We start from the raw sequence: 17106 nt of genomic DNA, 5'->3' as shown, positions 1-17106 counted from the left end.
GTGTGGAACGTGGGCAGTCTGCAGGGCAAAACCCTTTTCATCACCGGTGCCTCGCGTGGCATCGGCCTGGCCATCGCACTGCGTGCGGCACGCGATGGCGCCAACGTGGCCATCGCCGCGAAGTCGTCGGTGCCCAACCCGAAGCTGCCCGGCACCATCCACAGCGCCGCCGAAGCGGTGACCGCAGCCGGTGGCCAGGGCCTCGCGCTGAAGTGCGACATCCGCGAAGAGGACCAGGTGAAGGCTGCCGTGGCTGCCACGGTGGATACCTTCGGTGGCATCGACATCCTCATCAACAACGCCAGCGCGATCTGGCTGCGCGGCGCGCTGGACACGCCAATGAAGCGGTTCGACCTGATGCAGCAGGTCAATTCGCGCGGCAGTTTCCTGTGCGCGCAGGCCTGCCTGCCGTACCTGCTGCAGGCGCCCAACCCGCACATCCTCACCCTGGCCCCGCCGCCCAGCCTGGAACCAAAGTGGTGGGGCCCGCATACCGGCTACACGCTGGCCAAGATGGGCATGAGCTTCGTTACCCTCGGCCTGGCCGCTGAATTCGGCCCGCAGGGCGTGGCGGTCAATGCGCTGTGGCCGCGCACCGTCATCGCCACCGATGCGATCAACATGATCCCCGGCGTGGATGCGGCCGGCTGCCGCACGCCGCAGATCATGGCCGACGCTGCACACGCGGTGCTGGTGCGCGAAGCCGCCGGTTTCCACGGCCGCTTCCTCATTGACGACGAAGTGCTGGCCGAAGCCGGCGTGACCGATCTGTCCGCTTACGCGGTGGACGCCTCGCGGCCGCTGCTGCCGGACCTGTTCCTGGATTGATCGGCGGCGAGTGCTTCTGAGGCAGTGGTCAAGGATGGCCACGGCCAAGGTTGGGTAGAATGTGGGGCTGGAACCGTTTTCAACAAGGACGTACCCCTATGCGACCGATTTTCCGCGCGGCCACCCTGGCTGCTTCGCTCTCCCTCGCCCTGGCTGCCTGTGGTGGCAAGCCTGCAGCCCCGGCCGATGCCGCCGCCAACGCCGGCAAGGGCGACACGGCGGCCGCCGACACCGGGGCCGACAGCGACCAGGCCCTGATGGGCAAGCTCAACGGCTACATCGAGTGCTACAACGATGTGGACCGCAAGATCCACGCGGGCATCGGCCCGTACACGGTCTGGATGAAGGACCCCGAGGCCGGCCCGACCGGTCGCGAGGAACGCCCGATCGGTCCGCCGGACCTGACCGCAGGTGACCTCAAGCTCTGCGACAAGGCACTGCCCGAAGCCATCGCCGCGCAGCCGTCGCTGCCCGAGCTGGACAAGGCAGCGCAGGGCTATCTGGATGCACTGCATGCACTGCAGCCGATCACCCACGAAGCGGCCGACTACTACCAGCGCGACGACTACGAAGACGATGGCTTCGCGCGCGGCAAGGCGCTGCACGCGCCGTTGATGTCTGCATTCGGCACCTTCGTAGAGGCCAGCGGTGTGTTCAGCGATGCGCTGGATGTCGCGAACGACCGCCTGCAGGACTCCCAGCTGGCCAAGGTGGAAGCGCAGGAAGGCCGTACCCGCAACTTCTATCGGTTGGCCATCATGCGTGATGCCAAGGCGCTGATGGACCTGATGGCCGAAGACAACTTCGACGTGACCGAGGCGCGCCGGCGCCTGGATGCGTTCAACGCGATCTCCGACGAGGCCCACGCCAAAGTGGCCGAGCAGGAGCCGGGCAAGCTGGACTGGAACAGCTTCGAGCGCACCGCCGAGAATTTCCGCCGCGAGAGCAAGGAGCGTCTCAAGCGCGTCGCTGATAAGACCCCTTACAGCGATATCGAGCGGCGCATGCTGGACACCACCATGGCACCGCACGGCTCGCCGGGTAAGCTGATGCAGGAATACAACTCACTGGTATTCCAGAGCAACCGCCAATAAGGCGGTGCTCTTTTTTTTCTGCAAGGAACTGATGTGAACGCTTCTGTACGTGTACTGCCGGTGCTGCTGCTCGGCGCCGTGGCCGGCCTGGCTGGCTGCAACAACTCCACCGGCCTGTCGCTGGCTGATCCCAGCCTGGCCAAGGTCAATGCCTACATCGAGTGCTACAACGGTGTGGAGCAGCCCATCCACGAGGGCTTCGAGACCTACACCGGCTGGATCAAGGATGTCGAGGCCGGCCCGACCGGCAAGGAAGCGCAGCCGCGCTCGCCGGGCAAGGTGCTTTCGCACCGGGTGGAGTACTGCGGCCAGCCGCTGACCGACGCCCTGGCGATGGCACCGGCGACGCCGATGGATGCGTCGGTGCGCGACTACCAGCAGGCATTCCAGGCCTTGTACGCGAAGATCGAGCAGGCCGATGGCTACTTCACCCGCGAGGAATTCCGTCGCGATGGTGGCGAAGGCATGCGCAGCCAGCATGCGCCGCTGATGCAGGCCTATGCGGCGTTCTTCAAGGCCAGCGAGGCACTGGACGTGGCGCTGGAAAAGAACGAGGAAGACCGCCGTGCCGCGCAGCTGAAGGAGATCGAAAAGAGCGAAGGCCGCTCGATGGCCTATTACCACCTGCGCCTGGTGGGCGAGGGCAAGCAGCTTGCGGTGGCCTTCCAGGATGAGAAGCCGGACGTCACCGAGCTGCGTACGCGCCTGGCGGATTACGAGGCGCTGGTGAAGGAAATGCAGGCCGCCGGCATCGGCAAGGACGACCCGATGTGGGGCCATGTGCAGCGCTCGGCCGAGATGCTGATCCGCAAGGCCGGCCGTGGCATCGAACGCATCGAGCAGGGCAAGCCGATCAGCGCCGAAGGCCTGGCCGCCGAGCGCAAGGCCTCCGGCAGCTGGCTCACCTCCGCCCCGGAAGGCGCGCAGTCGGACATCCTGGATGGGTACAACGACCTGGTGACCACCAGCAACCGCATGCGCTGACGGGTGCATCCACGCATGGCGTGGATCTACTGGCTCTGGTGGGTGCGGACCGTTGGTCCGCACTGTGCCGGGTCTTATCCACGCATGGCGTGGATCTACTGGCTCAGGATGGCGTGGATCTACTTGTTGAAGGTGTCCGGCAGGGCACTGCCGCACCTGCGGCAATGGCGCGCGTCGGGTTCGTGGCCTTCCAGCCCGCACTGCGGGCAGCCACGCGCATCCCGGCGCGCCGCCATGTCGGCCTCGCGCATGGTACTGGCCAGCTCGGCGGTGTAGATGCCGGTGGGCACGGCGATGATGCTGTAGCCGATCAGGATCAGCACCGAGGTGACGAAGCGGCCCAGCACGGTCTGCGGCACGATGTCGCCGAAGCCGACCGTGGCCATGGTCACCACCGCCCAGTACATGCTGGCCGGGATGTTGCTGAACCCATGCGCCGGGCCCTCGATGATGTACATCAGGGTGCCGGCGATGATCGTGATGGTGATGACCGTGAACAGGAACAGCAGGATCTTGCGCCGGCTGCGCCACAGCGACTGCAGCAGGACGCCGCTTTCCTCGATGTAGCGGGTCAGCTTGAGGATGCGGAACACCCGCAGCATGCGCAGTGCGCGCACCACCAGCAGGCTCTGCGCGCCGGGGATGAACAGCGACAGGTAGGCCGGCAGGATCGACAGCAGGTCGATGATGCCCCAGATGCTGACCGCGTAGCGCAGCGGCCGCTTCACCACCGCCAGCCGCAGCAGGTACTCGATCGTGAACAGGGCGGTGAAGCCCCATTCGATGACGTACAGCCAGTCCGACCACGCCACGTGCAGGTGCTGCACGCTGTCGATCATCACCACCAGGATGCTGGCGATGATGGCCACCACCAGGATCAGGTCGAAATTGCGGGACGGCCGGGTGTCGTGGCGGTAGATGATGTCGAACCAGGTCCGGCGCCAGCCGGAAGCGGTGGCGGGGTTCAGCTGGGGGGCGGAAAACGGGCGCATCCGCACATTGTGCCGCAGGGGCTGGGGGGCGAGAATGGGGGTTCCTGAACCCACTCCACTGCCATGACCGCCGCTACCGATCCGTTGATCTCCCTGTCGCACTACTACCTGCCGGTGTACAAGCCCCGCCAGGTGGTGCTGGAGCGAGGCCAGGGCGCCCGCGTGTGGGACAGCCAGGGCCGCGAGTTCATCGACCTGGCCGCCGGCATTGCCGTGTGTGGCCTGGGCCATAACGACCCGGACCTGGTGGCCGCGCTGGTCGAGCAGGCCGGCAAGCTGTGGCACACCAGCAATGTGTTCTACAGCGCGCCGCCGCTGCACCTGGCCGAGGAACTGGTGCAGGCCAGCCGCTTCGCCGAGCGCGTGTTCCTGTGCAATTCCGGCGCCGAAGCCAACGAAGTGGCGATCAAGATGGTCCGCAAGTGGGCCTCCAGCAAGGGTCGCCCGGCCGACAAGCGCGTCATCATCACCTTCCGCGGCAGCTTCCACGGCCGCACCATGGGCGCGGTGACCGCCACCGCCCAGCCGAAGTACCAGGAAGGCTACGAGCCGCTGCCCGGTGGTTTCCGCTACATCGACTTCAACGATGAAGTGCAGCTGGAAACCGCGATGGCCGCCGGCGACGTGGCCGCCGTCATGCTCGAGCCGGTGCAGGGCGAGGGCGGCGTGATGCCGGCCAAGTCCGGCTTCCTCAAGCGCGTGCGCGAGCTGTGCGACCAGCACGATGCCCTGCTGGTGCTGGACGAGATCCAGGCCGGCATGGGCCGCACCGGTACCCTGTTCGCGCACTGGCAGGACGACGTGGTGCCGGACATGGTCACCCTGGCCAAGGCACTGGGCGGTGGCTTCCCGATCGGCGCGATGCTGGCCGGCCCGAAGGTGGCCGAAACCATGCAGTTCGGCGCCCACGGCACCACCTTCGGTGGCAACCCGCTGGCCGCTGCCGTGGCCCGCGTGGCCCTGCGCAAGCTGGCCTCGCCGGAGATCGCCGCCAACGTCAGCCGCCAGTCGAAGGCGCTGCGCGATGGCTTTGCCCGCATCAGTGAAGAGTTCGGCGTGTTCAGTGGCGTGCGGGGCCGCGGCCTGATGCTGGGTGCGGTGCTGAGCCCGGCCTTCGCCGGCCAGGCCGGTGCCATCCTCGACCATGCCGCCGACCAGGGCCTGCTGACCCTGCAGGCTGGCCCGGACGTGCTGCGCTTCGTGCCGTCGCTGAACATCACCGACGAAGAAGTGGCCGAAGGCCTCAAGCGCCTGCACGCCGCAATCGCCGCGTTCGTCGCCGCGCGCTGATCCCGGCGCCGGGGTCGGATCCCTCTCCAGAGGAGAGGGCTCTGACCCCGATCATGATCACCGCACCGCGTAGCGCTTCAGTACCTTGCCCAGCCCGCGCCCGTCGTGCACCGTTTCCGCGTGCAGGCCGGCAGCGCGTGCGCCGCGCACGTTGGCGAACAGATCATCGACGAACAGGGTGCGTGCAGGCGCCACCTGCAGCACCTCGAGCACGCGCAGGAACACCGCAGGCTGCGGTTTGCGCAGGCCGAAGTCGGCACTGCAGAACACCCGGCCGTTCAGTGCGGGGAACAAGGCCGGCAACAGGCTGGGCAGTGCCTGCACCATCAACGCGCCGTTGTTTGTAAGCACCGCCAGCGGCACCTGCAGGTGTTCCAGGCGTTGCAGCACCGCATCCTGCGGGTGGCTGGCGGCCTGGCGCGCGGCAATCCACGTGCGTGCATCCACCGTGCGCCCCAGTTGTTGGCCCAGGCGTGCAAGATAGGCGGTGGCATCGAGCGCGCCACTGTCATGCGCCGTTTCCAGCCCGCTTTCATACAGTGCTGCCTGTACCGACGCGGCCGGCACATCCAGCGCCTGCGCCAGGTGCAGCACGCGCTGCGCGCGCTGGTACTGCACCAGCACGCCGTCCACATCCAGCAGCAACAGGTCGATCCGCATGGCCTGAGCATGCCATTGCCGTCAATGCGCGAACACCCTGCCGCGTGCGTGCGACAGACGGTCGCAGACGATGGCGGGTGGCCCTGCCTAGAATGGCCGGTGAACCAGAAGGAGACGCAACGATGAAGGCTTGGATGGTGGCAGTGGGACTGGGCGCGGTGATGCTGGCGCCGTCGGCGATGGCGCGCGTGTGCGCGGTGAGCATCGACAGCACCGACCAGATGAGCTTCAGCACGCGCCAGATCAAGGTGGCCGCCGACTGCAGCGAAGTGGACCTGACCCTGCGCCACACCGGCAAGCTGGCGGCCACGGCGATGGGCCACAACTGGGTGCTGACCCGCACCGCCGACTACCAGCCGGTGGCGATGGCCGGCATGCGCATGACCCTGGCCGACAGCTACCTGCCCAAGGCCGACAAGCGCGTGCTGGCGCACACCAAGGTGATCGGCGGCGGCGAAACCACGCGCGTGCGTTTCTCCACCAAGGGCCTGCAGAAGGGCGGCGATTACACCTTCTTCTGCTCGTTCCCCGGCCACTTCGCGATGATGAAGGGCAGCTTCGTCTTTGGTTGATGGCAGCCACGCATGGCGTGGCTCTACTGGTAGATCCACGCCATGCGTGGATGCCGTGCCACGGCCATGCGTGGTAGATCCACGCCATGCGTGGATGCCGTGCCACGGCAATGCCAACCAAGGTTGGCATCTGCCGGGCGTGGGCTCAGCCCTTGGCAGCCTTGAACGCCACGCGGGCAGCGGCCAGGGTGGCATCGATCACTGCGTCGTCGTGCGCGCTGGACATGAAGCCGGCCTCGTAGGCCGACGGTGCCAGGAACACGCCCTGTTCCAGCATCGCGTGGAAGAAGCGGTTGAACGCCGGGATGTCACAGGCGGTGGCCTGCGCATAGGTCTCCACCTTTTCATTGGTGAAGAACAGCCCGAACATCGCGCCCACGCAGGTGGTGGTCACGGCCACGCCCGCTTCGGCGGCGGCCGCTTCCAGGCCTGCACACAGGCGCGCGGTGCGTTCGGCCAGGTCAGCGTGGAAGCCCGGCTGCGATACCAGTTCCAGCATCGCCAGGCCCGCAGCCATCGCCACCGGATTGCCGCTCAGCGTGCCGGCCTGGTAGATCGGGCCGGCCGGGGCGATCTGCTGCATCAGCTCGCGGCGGCCACCGTAGGCGCCCACCGGCATGCCGCCGCCGATGATCTTGCCGAAGGTGCTCAGGTCCGGGGTAACGCCGTAATGCGCCTGCGCACCGCCGAGGGCCACGCGGAAACCGGTCATTACTTCGTCGAAGATCAGCAGCGCCCCATGCTGGGTGCACAGTTCGCGCAGGTGCTGCAGGTAGCCCTCGCGCGGCGGGATGCAGTTGGCGTTGCCCACCACCGGTTCGATGATGAGGCCGGCGATGTCATCGCCCTGCTGTTCGAACAGCGCAGTAGCGGCGTCGAAGTCGTTGTAGGGCAGGGTCAGGGTCAGTTCGCTCAGGCCGGCCGGTACGCCCGGCGAGGTCGGCACGCCCAGGGTCAGCATGCCGCTGCCGGCCTTGACCAGGAACGAGTCGCCGTGGCCGTGGTAGCAGCCTTCGAACTTGACGATGCGGTTGCGGCCGGTGGCGCCACGGGCCAGGCGGATGGCCGACAGCGTGGCCTCGGTGCCGGAGTTGACCATGCGCACCATCTCGCAGGACGGCACCAGGCGGGTGATGGTCTCGGCCATGGTCACTTCGGCCGCACAGGGCGCGCCGAAGGACAGGCCGTTGTCGATGGCCTTCTTCACCGCCTGGCGCACGGCCGGGTGGTTGTGGCCGACGATCATCGGGCCCCAGGAACCGACGTAGTCGATGTAGCGGTTGCCGTCGACGTCATGCAGGTAGGCGCCATCGGCGCGCTCGACGAAGAACGGCTCGCCGCCGACGGACTTGAACGCGCGCACCGGCGAATTGACGCCACCCGGCAGCAGCTGCTGGGCGCGGGAGAACAGGGCGTGGGACTGGTCGTGGTTCATGGGGCTTTCCTGGGCGTTACGCGAACTGGGCGAGGAAGGCGCGCTGGGTCGCGACCGGGTCCTGTGCGGCGTAGATGCCGCTGACCACGGCCACCAGGTCGGCGCCGGCATCGATGATGGGACCGACATTGTCCGGCGTCAGGCCACCGATCGCCACCCGCGGCACACCCAGTGCGGCGCTTTGCCGCAGCAGGTCGGCATGGGCGCGGCTGCTGGTGACCTTGGTGGTGGTGGGGAAGAAGGCGCCGAAGGCCACGTAGCTGGCACCGGCAGCCACGGCCTTTTCGGCATTGGCCAGCTGGTCGTAGCAGGACGCGCCGATGATGGCGGCCGGGCCGAGCAGGGCACGCGCGCTGGGGATATCGCCGTCGGTGCCGCCCAGGTGCACGCCGGCTGCGCCCACGGCCAGGGCCAGCGCCGGGTCGTCGTTGATGATGAGCGGCACGCCCTGGGCGGCGCACAGCGCCTGCAGGGCGGTGGCCTGCTCCCGCCGCAGCGCGTCGCTGGCGGTCTTGTTGCGGTACTGCAGCCAGGTGGCACCGGCGGCCAGCAGCGGCGCGGTGCGCGCCAGCAGGCGTGCGGTATCGGGTTCATCCGGGGTGATCAGGTAGACGCCGCGGGGCGCCGGGGAAGCAGAAGTCATTGATGGCTACCGGTGAGTGGGCCGCGATGGGACAATGGCAACCCGTGAATCCAGCCCTGATTATCCGATGACCGACGCCACCCCCACCACCTTGCGTACTTGGATGTGCGTGGTCTGCGGCTTCATCTACCGCGAAGCGGACGGTCTGCCGGAAGAAGGCATCGCCCCGGGCACGCGCTGGGAGGACATTCCCGAGACGTGGACCTGCCCGGACTGCGGGGTGACCAAGGACGACTTCGAGATGGTCGAGATCGATTGATCGAGGGCCGCCGGGCATGGCCCGGCGCTACCGGTCAATGCAAGCGCGGCATCGGCCCACCCAGGTCGATCAGCTTCTCGCGCAGCCACTGCGCATCGCTGGCCTCGGGGTTGCGGCGCAGGTACTGGCCAAGGTCGTGGCGGGCGCCGGCCAGGTAATCCAGCTGCAGGTACGCCAGGCCACGGTCGCGCAGGGCGTCGTCCTGTTCCGGGGCCAGCTTCAGCAGGCGGTCGGCACTGCGCGCGGCGCGGTCCCACTCGCTGGCTTCGGCATACACGCCGTGCAGGTTGCGCAGCATGCGGATGAGGATCGCGCGTGTCGGCGCCGGGTCGAGGATCTGCGCCAGCACCTGGTCGTCCGGGGCCTGCCCGCCGAGGTGCGACTTGGCCCGCTCGCGCAGCTCGTCCACGTCCAGCGGGCGGCCGCCGTTGAACGGGTCCATCACCAGCACGCCGTCATCCACCGGCAGGCGCACCAGGAAGTGGCCGGGGAAGGACACGCCATCCAGCGGAATGCCCAGCCGGCGGGCGACTTCCATCTGTACCAGGGCCAGCGAAATGGGATTGCCCAGCCGTCGCTCGAACACCTGGTTGAGGTAGCTGTTGCGCGGGTCGTAGTACTCCTGGTGGTCGCCGCTGTAGCCCAGTTCGTCGAACAGGTGGCGGTTGACCGCGGCCATCTTCAGCGGCCAGCGCTCGATGGTGTCCACTTCCGCACGCAGGTGGTCGACATGGCTCTGCACCAGCGCGTCGTACACGCCGGGCTGCAGGTCGGGGTATTCATCGCGCGCGATCAGCAACGCGGTCGGCAACAGTGGCAGCGCCTCGTCATCGACGTCGGCCAGTGCGTCCCAGTCGGGGAGTGTGATCCGGTCCTGCATGGCCACAGACTGGAGGCAATTGCAGGCGGTTTCAAGCGGTGTGGCGTGAAAAGAACCTGCCATGAAGAAACGGGGTCAGAGCCCTTTCGCGCGCGAAAGGGATCCGACCCCGGATTCCGGCAGCCTTATTTTTCGATGCCCGGGCCGAACGTCAGCGGGGTGCCGTCCTTCAGCTTCAACTTCTCGGCCTGCCCGGCGTTGAGCTCCAGCACGTACCGCGCCGGGCCGCCGCTGGGGTAGGGCGGGCACATGTCGCCGGCCGAGCACGGCGGCACGTCGCGCTGCTGGCTGACCAGCTTGCGCTCGCTGTCGAAGTACAGGATGTCCAGCGCGATCTTGGTGTTCTTCATCCAGTACGCCTGCATCTCCTCGCGGTCGTGGATGAACAGCATGCCGTGGTCGGCCTGCATCTGGTCGCGGAACATCAGCCCGCGGGCGCGGGTTTCGTCATTGGTGGCCAGCTCGACCTGGTAGCGGGCGCCATCCAGTTCCACCCAGTGGCGGGCGGCATCGGTGGCACAGCCGGTCAGGGCCAGCAGGGGGAGGATCAGCAGCGAGCGCAGCGACATGTCAGCGTCCTTTCGTAAATCAGAGCACGACCGGCGGTTCGCCGCCGACGATCACCACATCGGCGCGACGGCGGGCGAACAGGCCGACGCAGACCACGCCCGGCAGCTGGTTGAGCTCGCGCTCCAGCTTTTCCGGGTCGGTGATCTCCAGGTTGTGGATGTCCAGGATCTGGTTGCCGTTGTCGGTCACCACGCCCTCGCGCCAGGTCGGCTGGCCGCCGGTCATGTCGCGGATCTGGCGGGCCACCAGGCTGCGTGCCATCGGGATCACTTCCACCGGCAGCGGGAACCTGCCCAGCACCGGCACCTGCTTGCTCGGGTCGACGATGCAGACGAAGTGCTCGCTGGCCTCGGCGATGATCTTCTCGCGGGTCAGCGCGGCACCGCCGCCCTTGATCAGGCACTTGTTGGCGTCGCACTCATCGGCGCCGTCCACGTACAGCGACAGGGTGCCGGCATGGTTCAGCTCGATCACCTCGATGCCGTGCTGCTTCAGGCGGGCGGTGCTCTGCTCGGAACTGGACACCGCGCCCTTGATGCGGTGCTGGATGCGGGCCAGGGCATCGATGAAATAGGCAACGGTGGAACCGGTGCCGACACCGACGATCATGCCGTCCTGGACGTATTCGATGGCTTTCTCGGCGGCCAGGCGCTTGGCTTCGGACATGGGAGGACTCTCAGGCAGGGAATCAGGATTTTTTTTCGAGCGACAGCAGCAGCTTCCACTGCGCGGCCGTTACCGGGAACACCGACAGGCGGTTGCCCTTGGCAACCAGCGGGAAGCCCTCGCCGAGTTCGTCGGCGTGCAGCTTGATCTCGTCCAGCGCAATCACCTGCTTCAGCTTGCGCTCGAAACCCACGTCCACCAGCATCCAGCGCGGATTCTCGCGCGTGCTCTTGGGGTCGTGGTAATCGGATGCCGGGTCGAACTGGGTGTCGTCCGGGTAGGCCGCGCTGGCCACCGTGGCCAGGCCGACGATGCCCGGCACCTTGGTATTGGAGTGGTAGAACAGGATGCCGTCGCCGACCTGCATGCCATCGCGCATGAAGTTGCGCGCCTGGTAGTTGCGCACCCCGTTCCAGGGCTCGACCTTCACCTTGGCCAGGTCATCGATGGAAAAAGCGTCCGGTTCGGACTTCATCAGCCAATAGCGCTTGCGGGCGGTCATGCGTTCACGGGGGCAGCGGAGGGGAACAGGGTGCCGTCTTCGGTGCAGATCGCATCCACCGGCACGTCCCACGACGCCACCGGCAAGGACTCGACCTGCTGCACCGCGAACGCAGCACCGACCAGCCAGGGCGGCGCCGGCCGGTCGTGGCGGAAGGCGAAGCTGCGATCATACCAGCCGCCCCCCATGCCCAGCCGCCGGCACTGGTGGTCGAAGCCCACCAGCGGGGTCACCACCAGCGCCATCTGCGCCGGTTCCAGGGTGTCTGCCAGCGCCACGTCGGGTTCGGGGATGCCGTAACGGTTGCTGGTCAGCGGTTGGCCGGGGCGCCACGGCGCGAAGCGCAGCACCTCGCCGGCCAGCACCGGCAGGCAGTAGGTGAGGCCTTCGGGCAACTGCAGTTGCCAGCGGTGCAGGGCGATCTCGCCATCCAGCGCCCAGTAGCCGGCCACCGGGCCGGTGCGCGGGGCGAAGGGCAGGGCAAGCAGGGCATAGGCCAGCGATTCGGCGGCGGCGATGCGCGCGGGCGCGGAAAGATCGCGGCGGCGTTGCCGCAGGTCGTGGCGCAGGGCCTGGCGCGGGTCGGTCATGGCAGCGTGCGGCGGGAAACAGCCGCCATTGTGCCGTAAAGAACAAGGGCGACGCCCGAAGACGCCGCCCTTGCTGGAATATTGCATTCTCCGCAATGTCGATGCATGCGAAACGACCTTGAACCCGGGGGCTCAAGTGGGAACGCTGGAGAACCATCGGGCTTCCCGCTACAAGGCGGACCTGCACTCCCGGCGCTGTCGCGCTCCCGGTGTCGTTCTTAAGGGACAAGGCGAATGTTTGCACATGCCGTCGAGTACCGCAGAGAACGCGTGGCCATTATAGCCAGCACGCGCGATCTGGATAGGCCGTTCGTCGGCAACAGTACGTGCCAATTCAGTTATGAAAAGGCGCGACGCACACCCTTCTCACGTGCTGCTGTCGATCGCCCGGTCCAGGCGCCGGTTCAGATCGGCCAGGGTCTGCTGCAGGGCCACGGCCTGGCGGGCATTCTCATCCCGCAGCTGCTGCAGCTCGTGGGCCAGGTTGAGCGCGGCCAGCACCGCCACCCGGTCGACCGCGGCCATGCGGTTGCTGCCGCGGATCTCGCGCATGCGCGCATCGAGCAGGCGCGCGGCGGCCATCAGGCTGTCGCGTTCATCGCCACCCACGCCCACCGTGTATTCACGATCGAGGATGCGGACACTGACCGGTTCGGCGCTCATGTGTGCTGCTCCAGGGATTTGAGCCGGCTGATCATCGCTTCCACCCGCGAGCGTGCCTGCTCGTTCTTGGCCAGCAGCGTCGAGCGCTCGGCCACCAGCTGTTCCTGCTGGTGGCGCAGGCTGCGGTTCTCCTCGGCCAGGCGCTGGTTGCGTTCGAGCAACGCTTCCACGCGGGCGGCGAAGGCCTGCAACTGGGCAAGGGGATCGGCGGGTTCCATGCCGCACGATAGGCAAGCCGGGCAAGGGCGGTCAAGCGTTGCCGCAGCAGGGCCGGGCCGCCACGAGGAGGAGCCGGTTGGGTTGCTACACTAGCGGGCTCACGGGCGCGCGCGTGCGCGCCCCGGGTTTCCCTTACGAACGAGCCGCACGATGACCGAACTTCCCTCCGTCGACGACGTTTCCCGCGCCAGCCAGGAACTGGGCCTGGGCGCCACCGCTGCCGAGCTGCATGGCGGCCTGTGCGGCTGGCTGGCGGCCGGCGGCGCCCCCGGCAATGACTGGCCGGCACGCGTGCTGGCCGACGACAACCTGGCCCCGGTGGCTGACGGCAGTGCGCTGGCGCAGCTGCTGGAGGCCACCATCAAGCAGCTGGAAGACCGCGACTTCGCCTTCGAGCTGCTGCTGACCGACAACGACGACGTGGCCGCGCAGGCCGACGCGATGTTTGCCTGGACCCGCAGCTTCCTCGGTGGCTTCGGCCTGGGTAGCGGCGGCCGCCGCCCGACCCTGTCCGAAGAGGGCGAGGAAGCGCTGACCGACATGGCCAGCCTGGCCCGTGCCTCCAGCGAGGATTTCGAGGCCGGTGGCGAGGACGACGACGAAGCCCTGTCCGAGATCGAGGAGTTCATCCGCGTGGCGGTGCTGCTGCTGCACGGTGACGTGGTGCTGGCCGCGCGCCACCGCCAGCGCCTGAACTGATGGACATCAAGCAGCGCACCGGCATCGCGGCCGGCGAGTACAAGCGTCGCCGCCGCCAGTTGATGGACATGGCCGGCGATGACGCGATCCTGGTGCTGCCGGCCGCATCGGAGAAGGTGCGCAGCCTGGATACGCATTACCCGTACCGCCAGGATTCGGATTTCCAGTACCTCAGCGGCTTCCCCGAGCCGGAAGCGGTGCTGGTGCTGATTCCCGGCCGTCGCCACGGCGAGGTGATCCTGTTCTGCCGCGAGCGCGATGCCGAACGCGAGGCCTGGGACGGCGGTCGCGCCGGCCAGGAAGGCGCGGTGGCGCAGTACGGCATGGACGATGCCTACCCGATCGACGACCTGGACGACATCCTGCCGGGCCTGCTGGAAGGGCGGTCGCGTGTCTATTACCACTTCGGCCGCGATGCGGACTTCGACCTGAAGCTGATCGGCTGGGTCAACCGCGTGCGTTCGCAGGTGCGCCACGGTGCGCAACCGCCGCATGAGTTCCTGGAACTGGGCCACCTGCTGCACGAACAGCGCCTGTTCAAATCCGGTGCGGAGGTGGCGCTGATGCACCACGCGGCGCAGATCAGCGTGCGTGCGCACCTGGCAGCAATGCGCGCGGCGAAGGCGGGCATCCACGAGTACGAACTGCAGGCCGAACTGGAGCGCGTGTTCCGCGCCAACGACGCCGTGCCGGCCTACTGCAGCATCGTGGGCGCTGGCCGCAACGGCTGCATCCTGCATTACCGCGACAACAACGCTCGGTCGCGCGATGGCGAGCTGGTGCTGATCGATGCCGGTGCCGAGTACCGCGGCTACGCCAGCGACATCACCCGGACGTTCCCGGTGAACGGTCGTTTCAGTGCCGAGCAGCGCGCGCTGCACGATCTGGTGGGTGAAGCACAGGCGGCGGCGCTGGCCCAGGCCAAGCCGGGCGTGGCCTACGAGACCGGCCACCTGGCGGCGGTGCAGACCCTGACCGAGGGCCTGCTGCGGCTGGGCCTGCTGAAGGGCACGCTGGAGAAAAACCTGTCCGAGGGCCTGTACCAGCGGTTCTACCGGCACAAGACCGGGCATTGGATCGGGCTGGACGTGCATGACGTGGGCGACTACCGCCTGGCCGGCGATTCGCGCCTGCTGGAGCCGGGCATGGCGTTCACCATCGAGCCGGGGCTGTACGTCGGCGCCGACGACACGACGGTGGAGCCGCGCTGGCGCGGTATCGGCATCCGCACCGAGGACGACGTGCTGATTACCGATGACGGCCATCGCGTGCTGACCGAAGGATTGGCGCGTAGTGCCGACGAGATTGAAGCGGTGATGGCGGGTTGAGGGTTTGTTTGCAGGGCTTGCAGCCCTGCACCTGCGGTAGTGCCGGCCGCTGGCCGGCAACCTCAACAGCAAAAGCGGGCTATCCGTGGGATGGCGGGGCGGTGTGGGTGGTCAGGACACGCCGTAAACCCATCCATGGGGGCTCGATGGCGCCATCCATGGTGCCCACCCACACCGCCCCGCCTCTGACAGTTGGCCGGTCGCCGTTGGTGGGTGCCGACCGTTGATCGGCACATCTGTCAGGTATCGAATGAATCATCCACGCATGGCGTGGATCTACTGGCACGCGCGGCGGTTGGTGGGTGCCGACCGTTGGTCGGCACATCTGTCAGATATCGAGTGAATCATCCACGCATGGCGTGGATCTACTGGCAACGGTGGCTGTTGGTGGGTGCCGACCGTTGGTCGGCACATCTGTCAGATATCGAATGAATCATCCACGCATGGCGTGGATCTACTGGCAACGGTGGCTGTTGGTGGGTGCCGACCGTTGGTCGGCACATCTGTCAGGTATCGAGTGAATCATCCACGCATGGCGTGGATCTACTGGCAACGGTGGCTGTTGGTGGGTGCCGACCGTTGGTCGGCACATCTGTCAGGTATCGAATGAATCATCCACGCATGGCGTGGATCTACTGGTAGGTGTCGACCTTGGTCGACACAGAGCGAGCGCAGCGAGCGACCCGCTCTTGATCTTTTTTTTATGTTTCCGTGGTTGGACGCGCACGGAAACTGTCAGAGGCGGGGCGGGGTGGGTTCGCGGGGGTGTCCGCGGCATGGATGCTGCGGCCAAGCCCCCAGGGATGGGTTCACGGCGTCCCCCGCGAACCCATCCCGCCCCGCCAAGCGCGGCATTTTGAATTCAGCACCCAACCACGAGGGGCTCAGCCGTTGGCTGCAGCAAACTCCGGGCGCGTCAGGTTGTCTGCTTCGCCCTCGGTGCACAGCACCTCGTCCTCGATGCGGATGCCGCCATACGGGCGGAAGAAATCCACGCGGTCCCAGTTGATCGCATCGCCATGGCCGGCGGCCTTCACTTCGTCCAGCAGCATGTCGATGAAGTACAGGCCCGGCTCGATCGTCACCACCATGCCCGGTTCCAGCACGCGGGTCAGGCGCAGGTAGGGGTGGCCGGCCGGGCGCTCGATGCGGCCGCCTTCTTCACTGGCCGCGAAACCGGCCACGTCGTGCACCTGCAGGCCGATCAGGTGGCCGATGCCGTGCGGGAAGAACGCGGCGCTGACGCCGGTCTCCAGCGCGGTCTGCGGCGATACCTTGATGACGCCGAAATCCTTCAGCACGCCCATCAGCGAAAGATGCGCGTCCACGTGCAGCTGCTTGTAGTCGAAGCCGGCACGCACCGCCGCGCACATCTGCTGCTGGGCCGCGTCCACCGCGTCGATCATCGCGGCAAACTCGTCGTGGCCCTTGGCCGCATAGGTGCGGGTGATGTCGCTGGCGTAGCCATGCGCGCTGGCGCCGGCATCGATCAGGAAGCTGCGCAGCGGCTGCGGCGCCGTGCGGCCCAGCTCGGTGTAGTGCAGCACCGCAGCGTGTTCGTTCAGCGCAACGATGTTGCCGTACGGCAGTTCATTGGCATCCTGGCCCACGGCCTGGCAGTAGGCCATGTGGATGTTGAATTCATCGGCACCATTGCGGAACGCGGCTTCGGCAGCACGATGGCCGCGTACGCCCAGTACCTGCGCCTGGCGCATCAGCGCGATTTCGTACGGCGTCTTGCAGGCGCGGTGCCATTCCAGATGGTTCACCACCGGCGCCGGGTTGTTCGGCACGTAAGTCCCCAGCGCGCTCTGCGGCTCGCCCAGGATCGCGCAGCGCGCCGGATCGGCCGGCAGCAGGGCCAGCGCGTCTTCCGGCTTGCGGATGATGTGGATGTCGAAGTGCTCCACCCACCAGCCGCTGGGCGCGTCCGGCACCACGTGCCAGTAGTCGAACGGCTGGTGGAAGATCACCGCCGGACGCTTGCCCGGGGTGAACACCACCCAGCTGTTGGGCACGCGGGTGAGCGGCAGCCACGCCTTGAACTGCGGGTTCACCGCGTACGGGTAGTCACGATCGTCGAACACCTGGTAGTGCAGGGTGCCGCTGGGCACCACCAGGTGGTCGAAGCCGCCGCGTGCCAGCGCCTGTTCGGCGCGTCGGCACAGCACGGCCAGGTGGTCGGAATACAGGGCGCCAGGGTCTTGCTGGATCATTGCGGTGGCTCGACAC

20 protein-coding genes and 1 other RNA gene are annotated in these 17106 nt (G+C 67.3%); 8 read left to right on the top strand and 13 right to left on the bottom strand.

The window, feature by feature from the left end:
- The first annotated feature begins 9 nt into the window (after positions 1 to 9).
- The 3 genes from C1927_RS17155 to C1927_RS17145 all read left to right on the top strand — a co-directional run bounded on the left by C1927_RS17155 (position 10) and on the right by C1927_RS17145 (position 2906).
- Entirely contained in the window at positions 10 to 828 is an 819-nt protein-coding gene (locus C1927_RS17155) for an NAD(P)-dependent oxidoreductase (protein ID WP_108747307.1), read from the top strand.
- A gap of 98 nt (positions 829 to 926) precedes the next feature.
- The gene (locus C1927_RS17150) at positions 927 to 1922 is read left to right on the top strand and encodes a YiiG family protein (RefSeq protein ID WP_108747306.1); all 996 of its coding nucleotides are present in this window, start codon (positions 927 to 929) and stop codon (positions 1920 to 1922) included.
- Positions 1923 to 1955: 33 nt separating this feature from the next.
- Positions 1956 to 2906 (top strand): YiiG family protein, encoded by a 951-nt coding sequence (locus C1927_RS17145; protein WP_108747305.1) that lies wholly within the window; start codon positions 1956 to 1958, stop codon positions 2904 to 2906.
- A 119-nt stretch (positions 2907 to 3025) separates the two neighbouring features.
- On the opposite strand, the gene C1927_RS17140 is transcribed toward C1927_RS17145, so the two are convergent.
- Positions 3026 to 3898: an ion transporter gene (locus tag C1927_RS17140; RefSeq protein WP_108747304.1), complete on the bottom strand. Its 873-nt coding sequence runs from the start codon at positions 3896 to 3898 to the stop codon at positions 3026 to 3028.
- A 63-nt stretch (positions 3899 to 3961) separates the two neighbouring features.
- Between C1927_RS17140 and C1927_RS17135 the strand changes: the two genes are divergently transcribed.
- Positions 3962 to 5188 carry an acetylornithine transaminase gene (locus C1927_RS17135; protein ID WP_079223099.1) on the top strand — a complete coding sequence of 409 codons (1227 nt, stop codon included), beginning with the start codon at positions 3962 to 3964 and terminating at the stop codon, positions 5186 to 5188.
- A 57-nt stretch (positions 5189 to 5245) separates the two neighbouring features.
- Here C1927_RS17135 and C1927_RS17130 read toward each other — a convergent pair whose 3' ends face one another.
- Positions 5246 to 5848, bottom strand: coding sequence for an HAD-IA family hydrolase (locus tag C1927_RS17130; protein ID WP_108747303.1), 603 nt, complete (start codon positions 5846 to 5848; stop codon positions 5246 to 5248).
- A 122-nt stretch (positions 5849 to 5970) separates the two neighbouring features.
- Between C1927_RS17130 and azu the strand changes: the two genes are divergently transcribed.
- On the top strand, positions 5971 to 6420 hold the full coding sequence (azu, locus tag C1927_RS17125) for an azurin (RefSeq protein WP_079223097.1): 450 nt from the start codon (positions 5971 to 5973) through the stop codon (positions 6418 to 6420).
- Between the two features lie 145 nt (positions 6421 to 6565).
- Here the strand turns inward: azu and hemL are convergent, their stop codons facing one another.
- Positions 6566 to 7855, bottom strand: a complete 1290-nt coding sequence (gene hemL / locus C1927_RS17120) for a glutamate-1-semialdehyde 2,1-aminomutase (RefSeq protein WP_108747302.1) — start codon at positions 7853 to 7855, stop codon at positions 6566 to 6568.
- A 16-nt stretch (positions 7856 to 7871) separates the two neighbouring features.
- Positions 7872 to 8498 carry a thiamine phosphate synthase gene (gene thiE, locus C1927_RS17115; RefSeq protein ID WP_108747301.1) on the bottom strand — a complete coding sequence of 209 codons (627 nt, stop codon included), beginning with the start codon at positions 8496 to 8498 and terminating at the stop codon, positions 7872 to 7874.
- Positions 8499 to 8532: 34 nt separating this feature from the next.
- Here thiE and C1927_RS17110 point away from each other — a divergent pair, with 34 nt between their 5' ends.
- Positions 8533 to 8757 (top strand): rubredoxin, encoded by a 225-nt coding sequence (locus tag C1927_RS17110; protein ID WP_108747300.1) that lies wholly within the window; start codon positions 8533 to 8535, stop codon positions 8755 to 8757.
- A 34-nt stretch (positions 8758 to 8791) separates the two neighbouring features.
- Here the strand turns inward: C1927_RS17110 and C1927_RS17105 are convergent, their stop codons facing one another.
- From C1927_RS17105 to C1927_RS17070, 8 genes are all read right to left on the bottom strand, one after another.
- Positions 8792 to 9637, bottom strand: coding sequence for a SirB1 family protein (locus C1927_RS17105; protein ID WP_079223091.1), 846 nt, complete (start codon positions 9635 to 9637; stop codon positions 8792 to 8794).
- Positions 9638 to 9762: 125 nt separating this feature from the next.
- Positions 9763 to 10206 carry a DUF192 domain-containing protein gene (locus C1927_RS17100; RefSeq protein WP_108747299.1) on the bottom strand — a complete coding sequence of 148 codons (444 nt, stop codon included), beginning with the start codon at positions 10204 to 10206 and terminating at the stop codon, positions 9763 to 9765.
- 19 nt (positions 10207 to 10225) lie between these two features.
- Positions 10226 to 10873: a ribose-5-phosphate isomerase RpiA gene (rpiA, locus tag C1927_RS17095; RefSeq protein WP_108747298.1), complete on the bottom strand. Its 648-nt coding sequence runs from the start codon at positions 10871 to 10873 to the stop codon at positions 10226 to 10228.
- Between the two features lie 22 nt (positions 10874 to 10895).
- The gene (locus C1927_RS17090) at positions 10896 to 11375 is read right to left on the bottom strand and encodes an EVE domain-containing protein (protein WP_079223085.1); all 480 of its coding nucleotides are present in this window, start codon (positions 11373 to 11375) and stop codon (positions 10896 to 10898) included.
- A complete protein-coding gene (locus tag C1927_RS17085) occupies positions 11372 to 11965 on the bottom strand; it encodes a 5-formyltetrahydrofolate cyclo-ligase (RefSeq protein ID WP_079223083.1) in 594 nt (197 codons plus the stop codon). The genes C1927_RS17090 and C1927_RS17085 overlap by 4 nt, the downstream gene beginning before the upstream one ends.
- 83 nt (positions 11966 to 12048) lie before the next feature.
- A non-coding RNA gene (ssrS, locus tag C1927_RS17080) (6S RNA) lies at positions 12049 to 12234 on the bottom strand.
- Between the two features lie 97 nt (positions 12235 to 12331).
- On the bottom strand, positions 12332 to 12628 hold the full coding sequence (locus tag C1927_RS17075) for a cell division protein ZapA (protein ID WP_108747297.1): 297 nt from the start codon (positions 12626 to 12628) through the stop codon (positions 12332 to 12334).
- The gene (locus tag C1927_RS17070) at positions 12625 to 12846 is read right to left on the bottom strand and encodes a TIGR02449 family protein (RefSeq protein WP_079223080.1); all 222 of its coding nucleotides are present in this window, start codon (positions 12844 to 12846) and stop codon (positions 12625 to 12627) included. The genes C1927_RS17075 and C1927_RS17070 overlap by 4 nt, the downstream gene beginning before the upstream one ends.
- A 151-nt stretch (positions 12847 to 12997) precedes the next feature.
- Between C1927_RS17070 and C1927_RS17065 the strand changes: the two genes are divergently transcribed.
- Positions 12998 to 13546, top strand: a complete 549-nt coding sequence (locus tag C1927_RS17065; protein WP_079223078.1) for a UPF0149 family protein — start codon at positions 12998 to 13000, stop codon at positions 13544 to 13546.
- Positions 13547 to 13551: 5 nt separating this feature from the next.
- Entirely contained in the window at positions 13552 to 14874 is a 1323-nt protein-coding gene (locus C1927_RS17060; RefSeq protein WP_108747877.1) for an aminopeptidase P N-terminal domain-containing protein, read from the top strand.
- Positions 14875 to 15758: 884 nt separating this feature from the next.
- Here C1927_RS17060 and pepQ read toward each other — a convergent pair.
- The gene (gene pepQ, locus C1927_RS17055) at positions 15759 to 17090 is read right to left on the bottom strand and encodes a Xaa-Pro dipeptidase (RefSeq protein WP_108747296.1); all 1332 of its coding nucleotides are present in this window, start codon (positions 17088 to 17090) and stop codon (positions 15759 to 15761) included.
- Positions 17091 to 17106 lie beyond the last annotated feature (16 nt).

Source organism: Stenotrophomonas sp. ZAC14D1_NAIMI4_1, assembly GCF_003086775.1.
Taxonomy (GTDB): domain Bacteria; phylum Pseudomonadota; class Gammaproteobacteria; order Xanthomonadales; family Xanthomonadaceae; genus Stenotrophomonas.
This window is presented reverse-complemented; position numbering and strand designations above follow the sequence as displayed.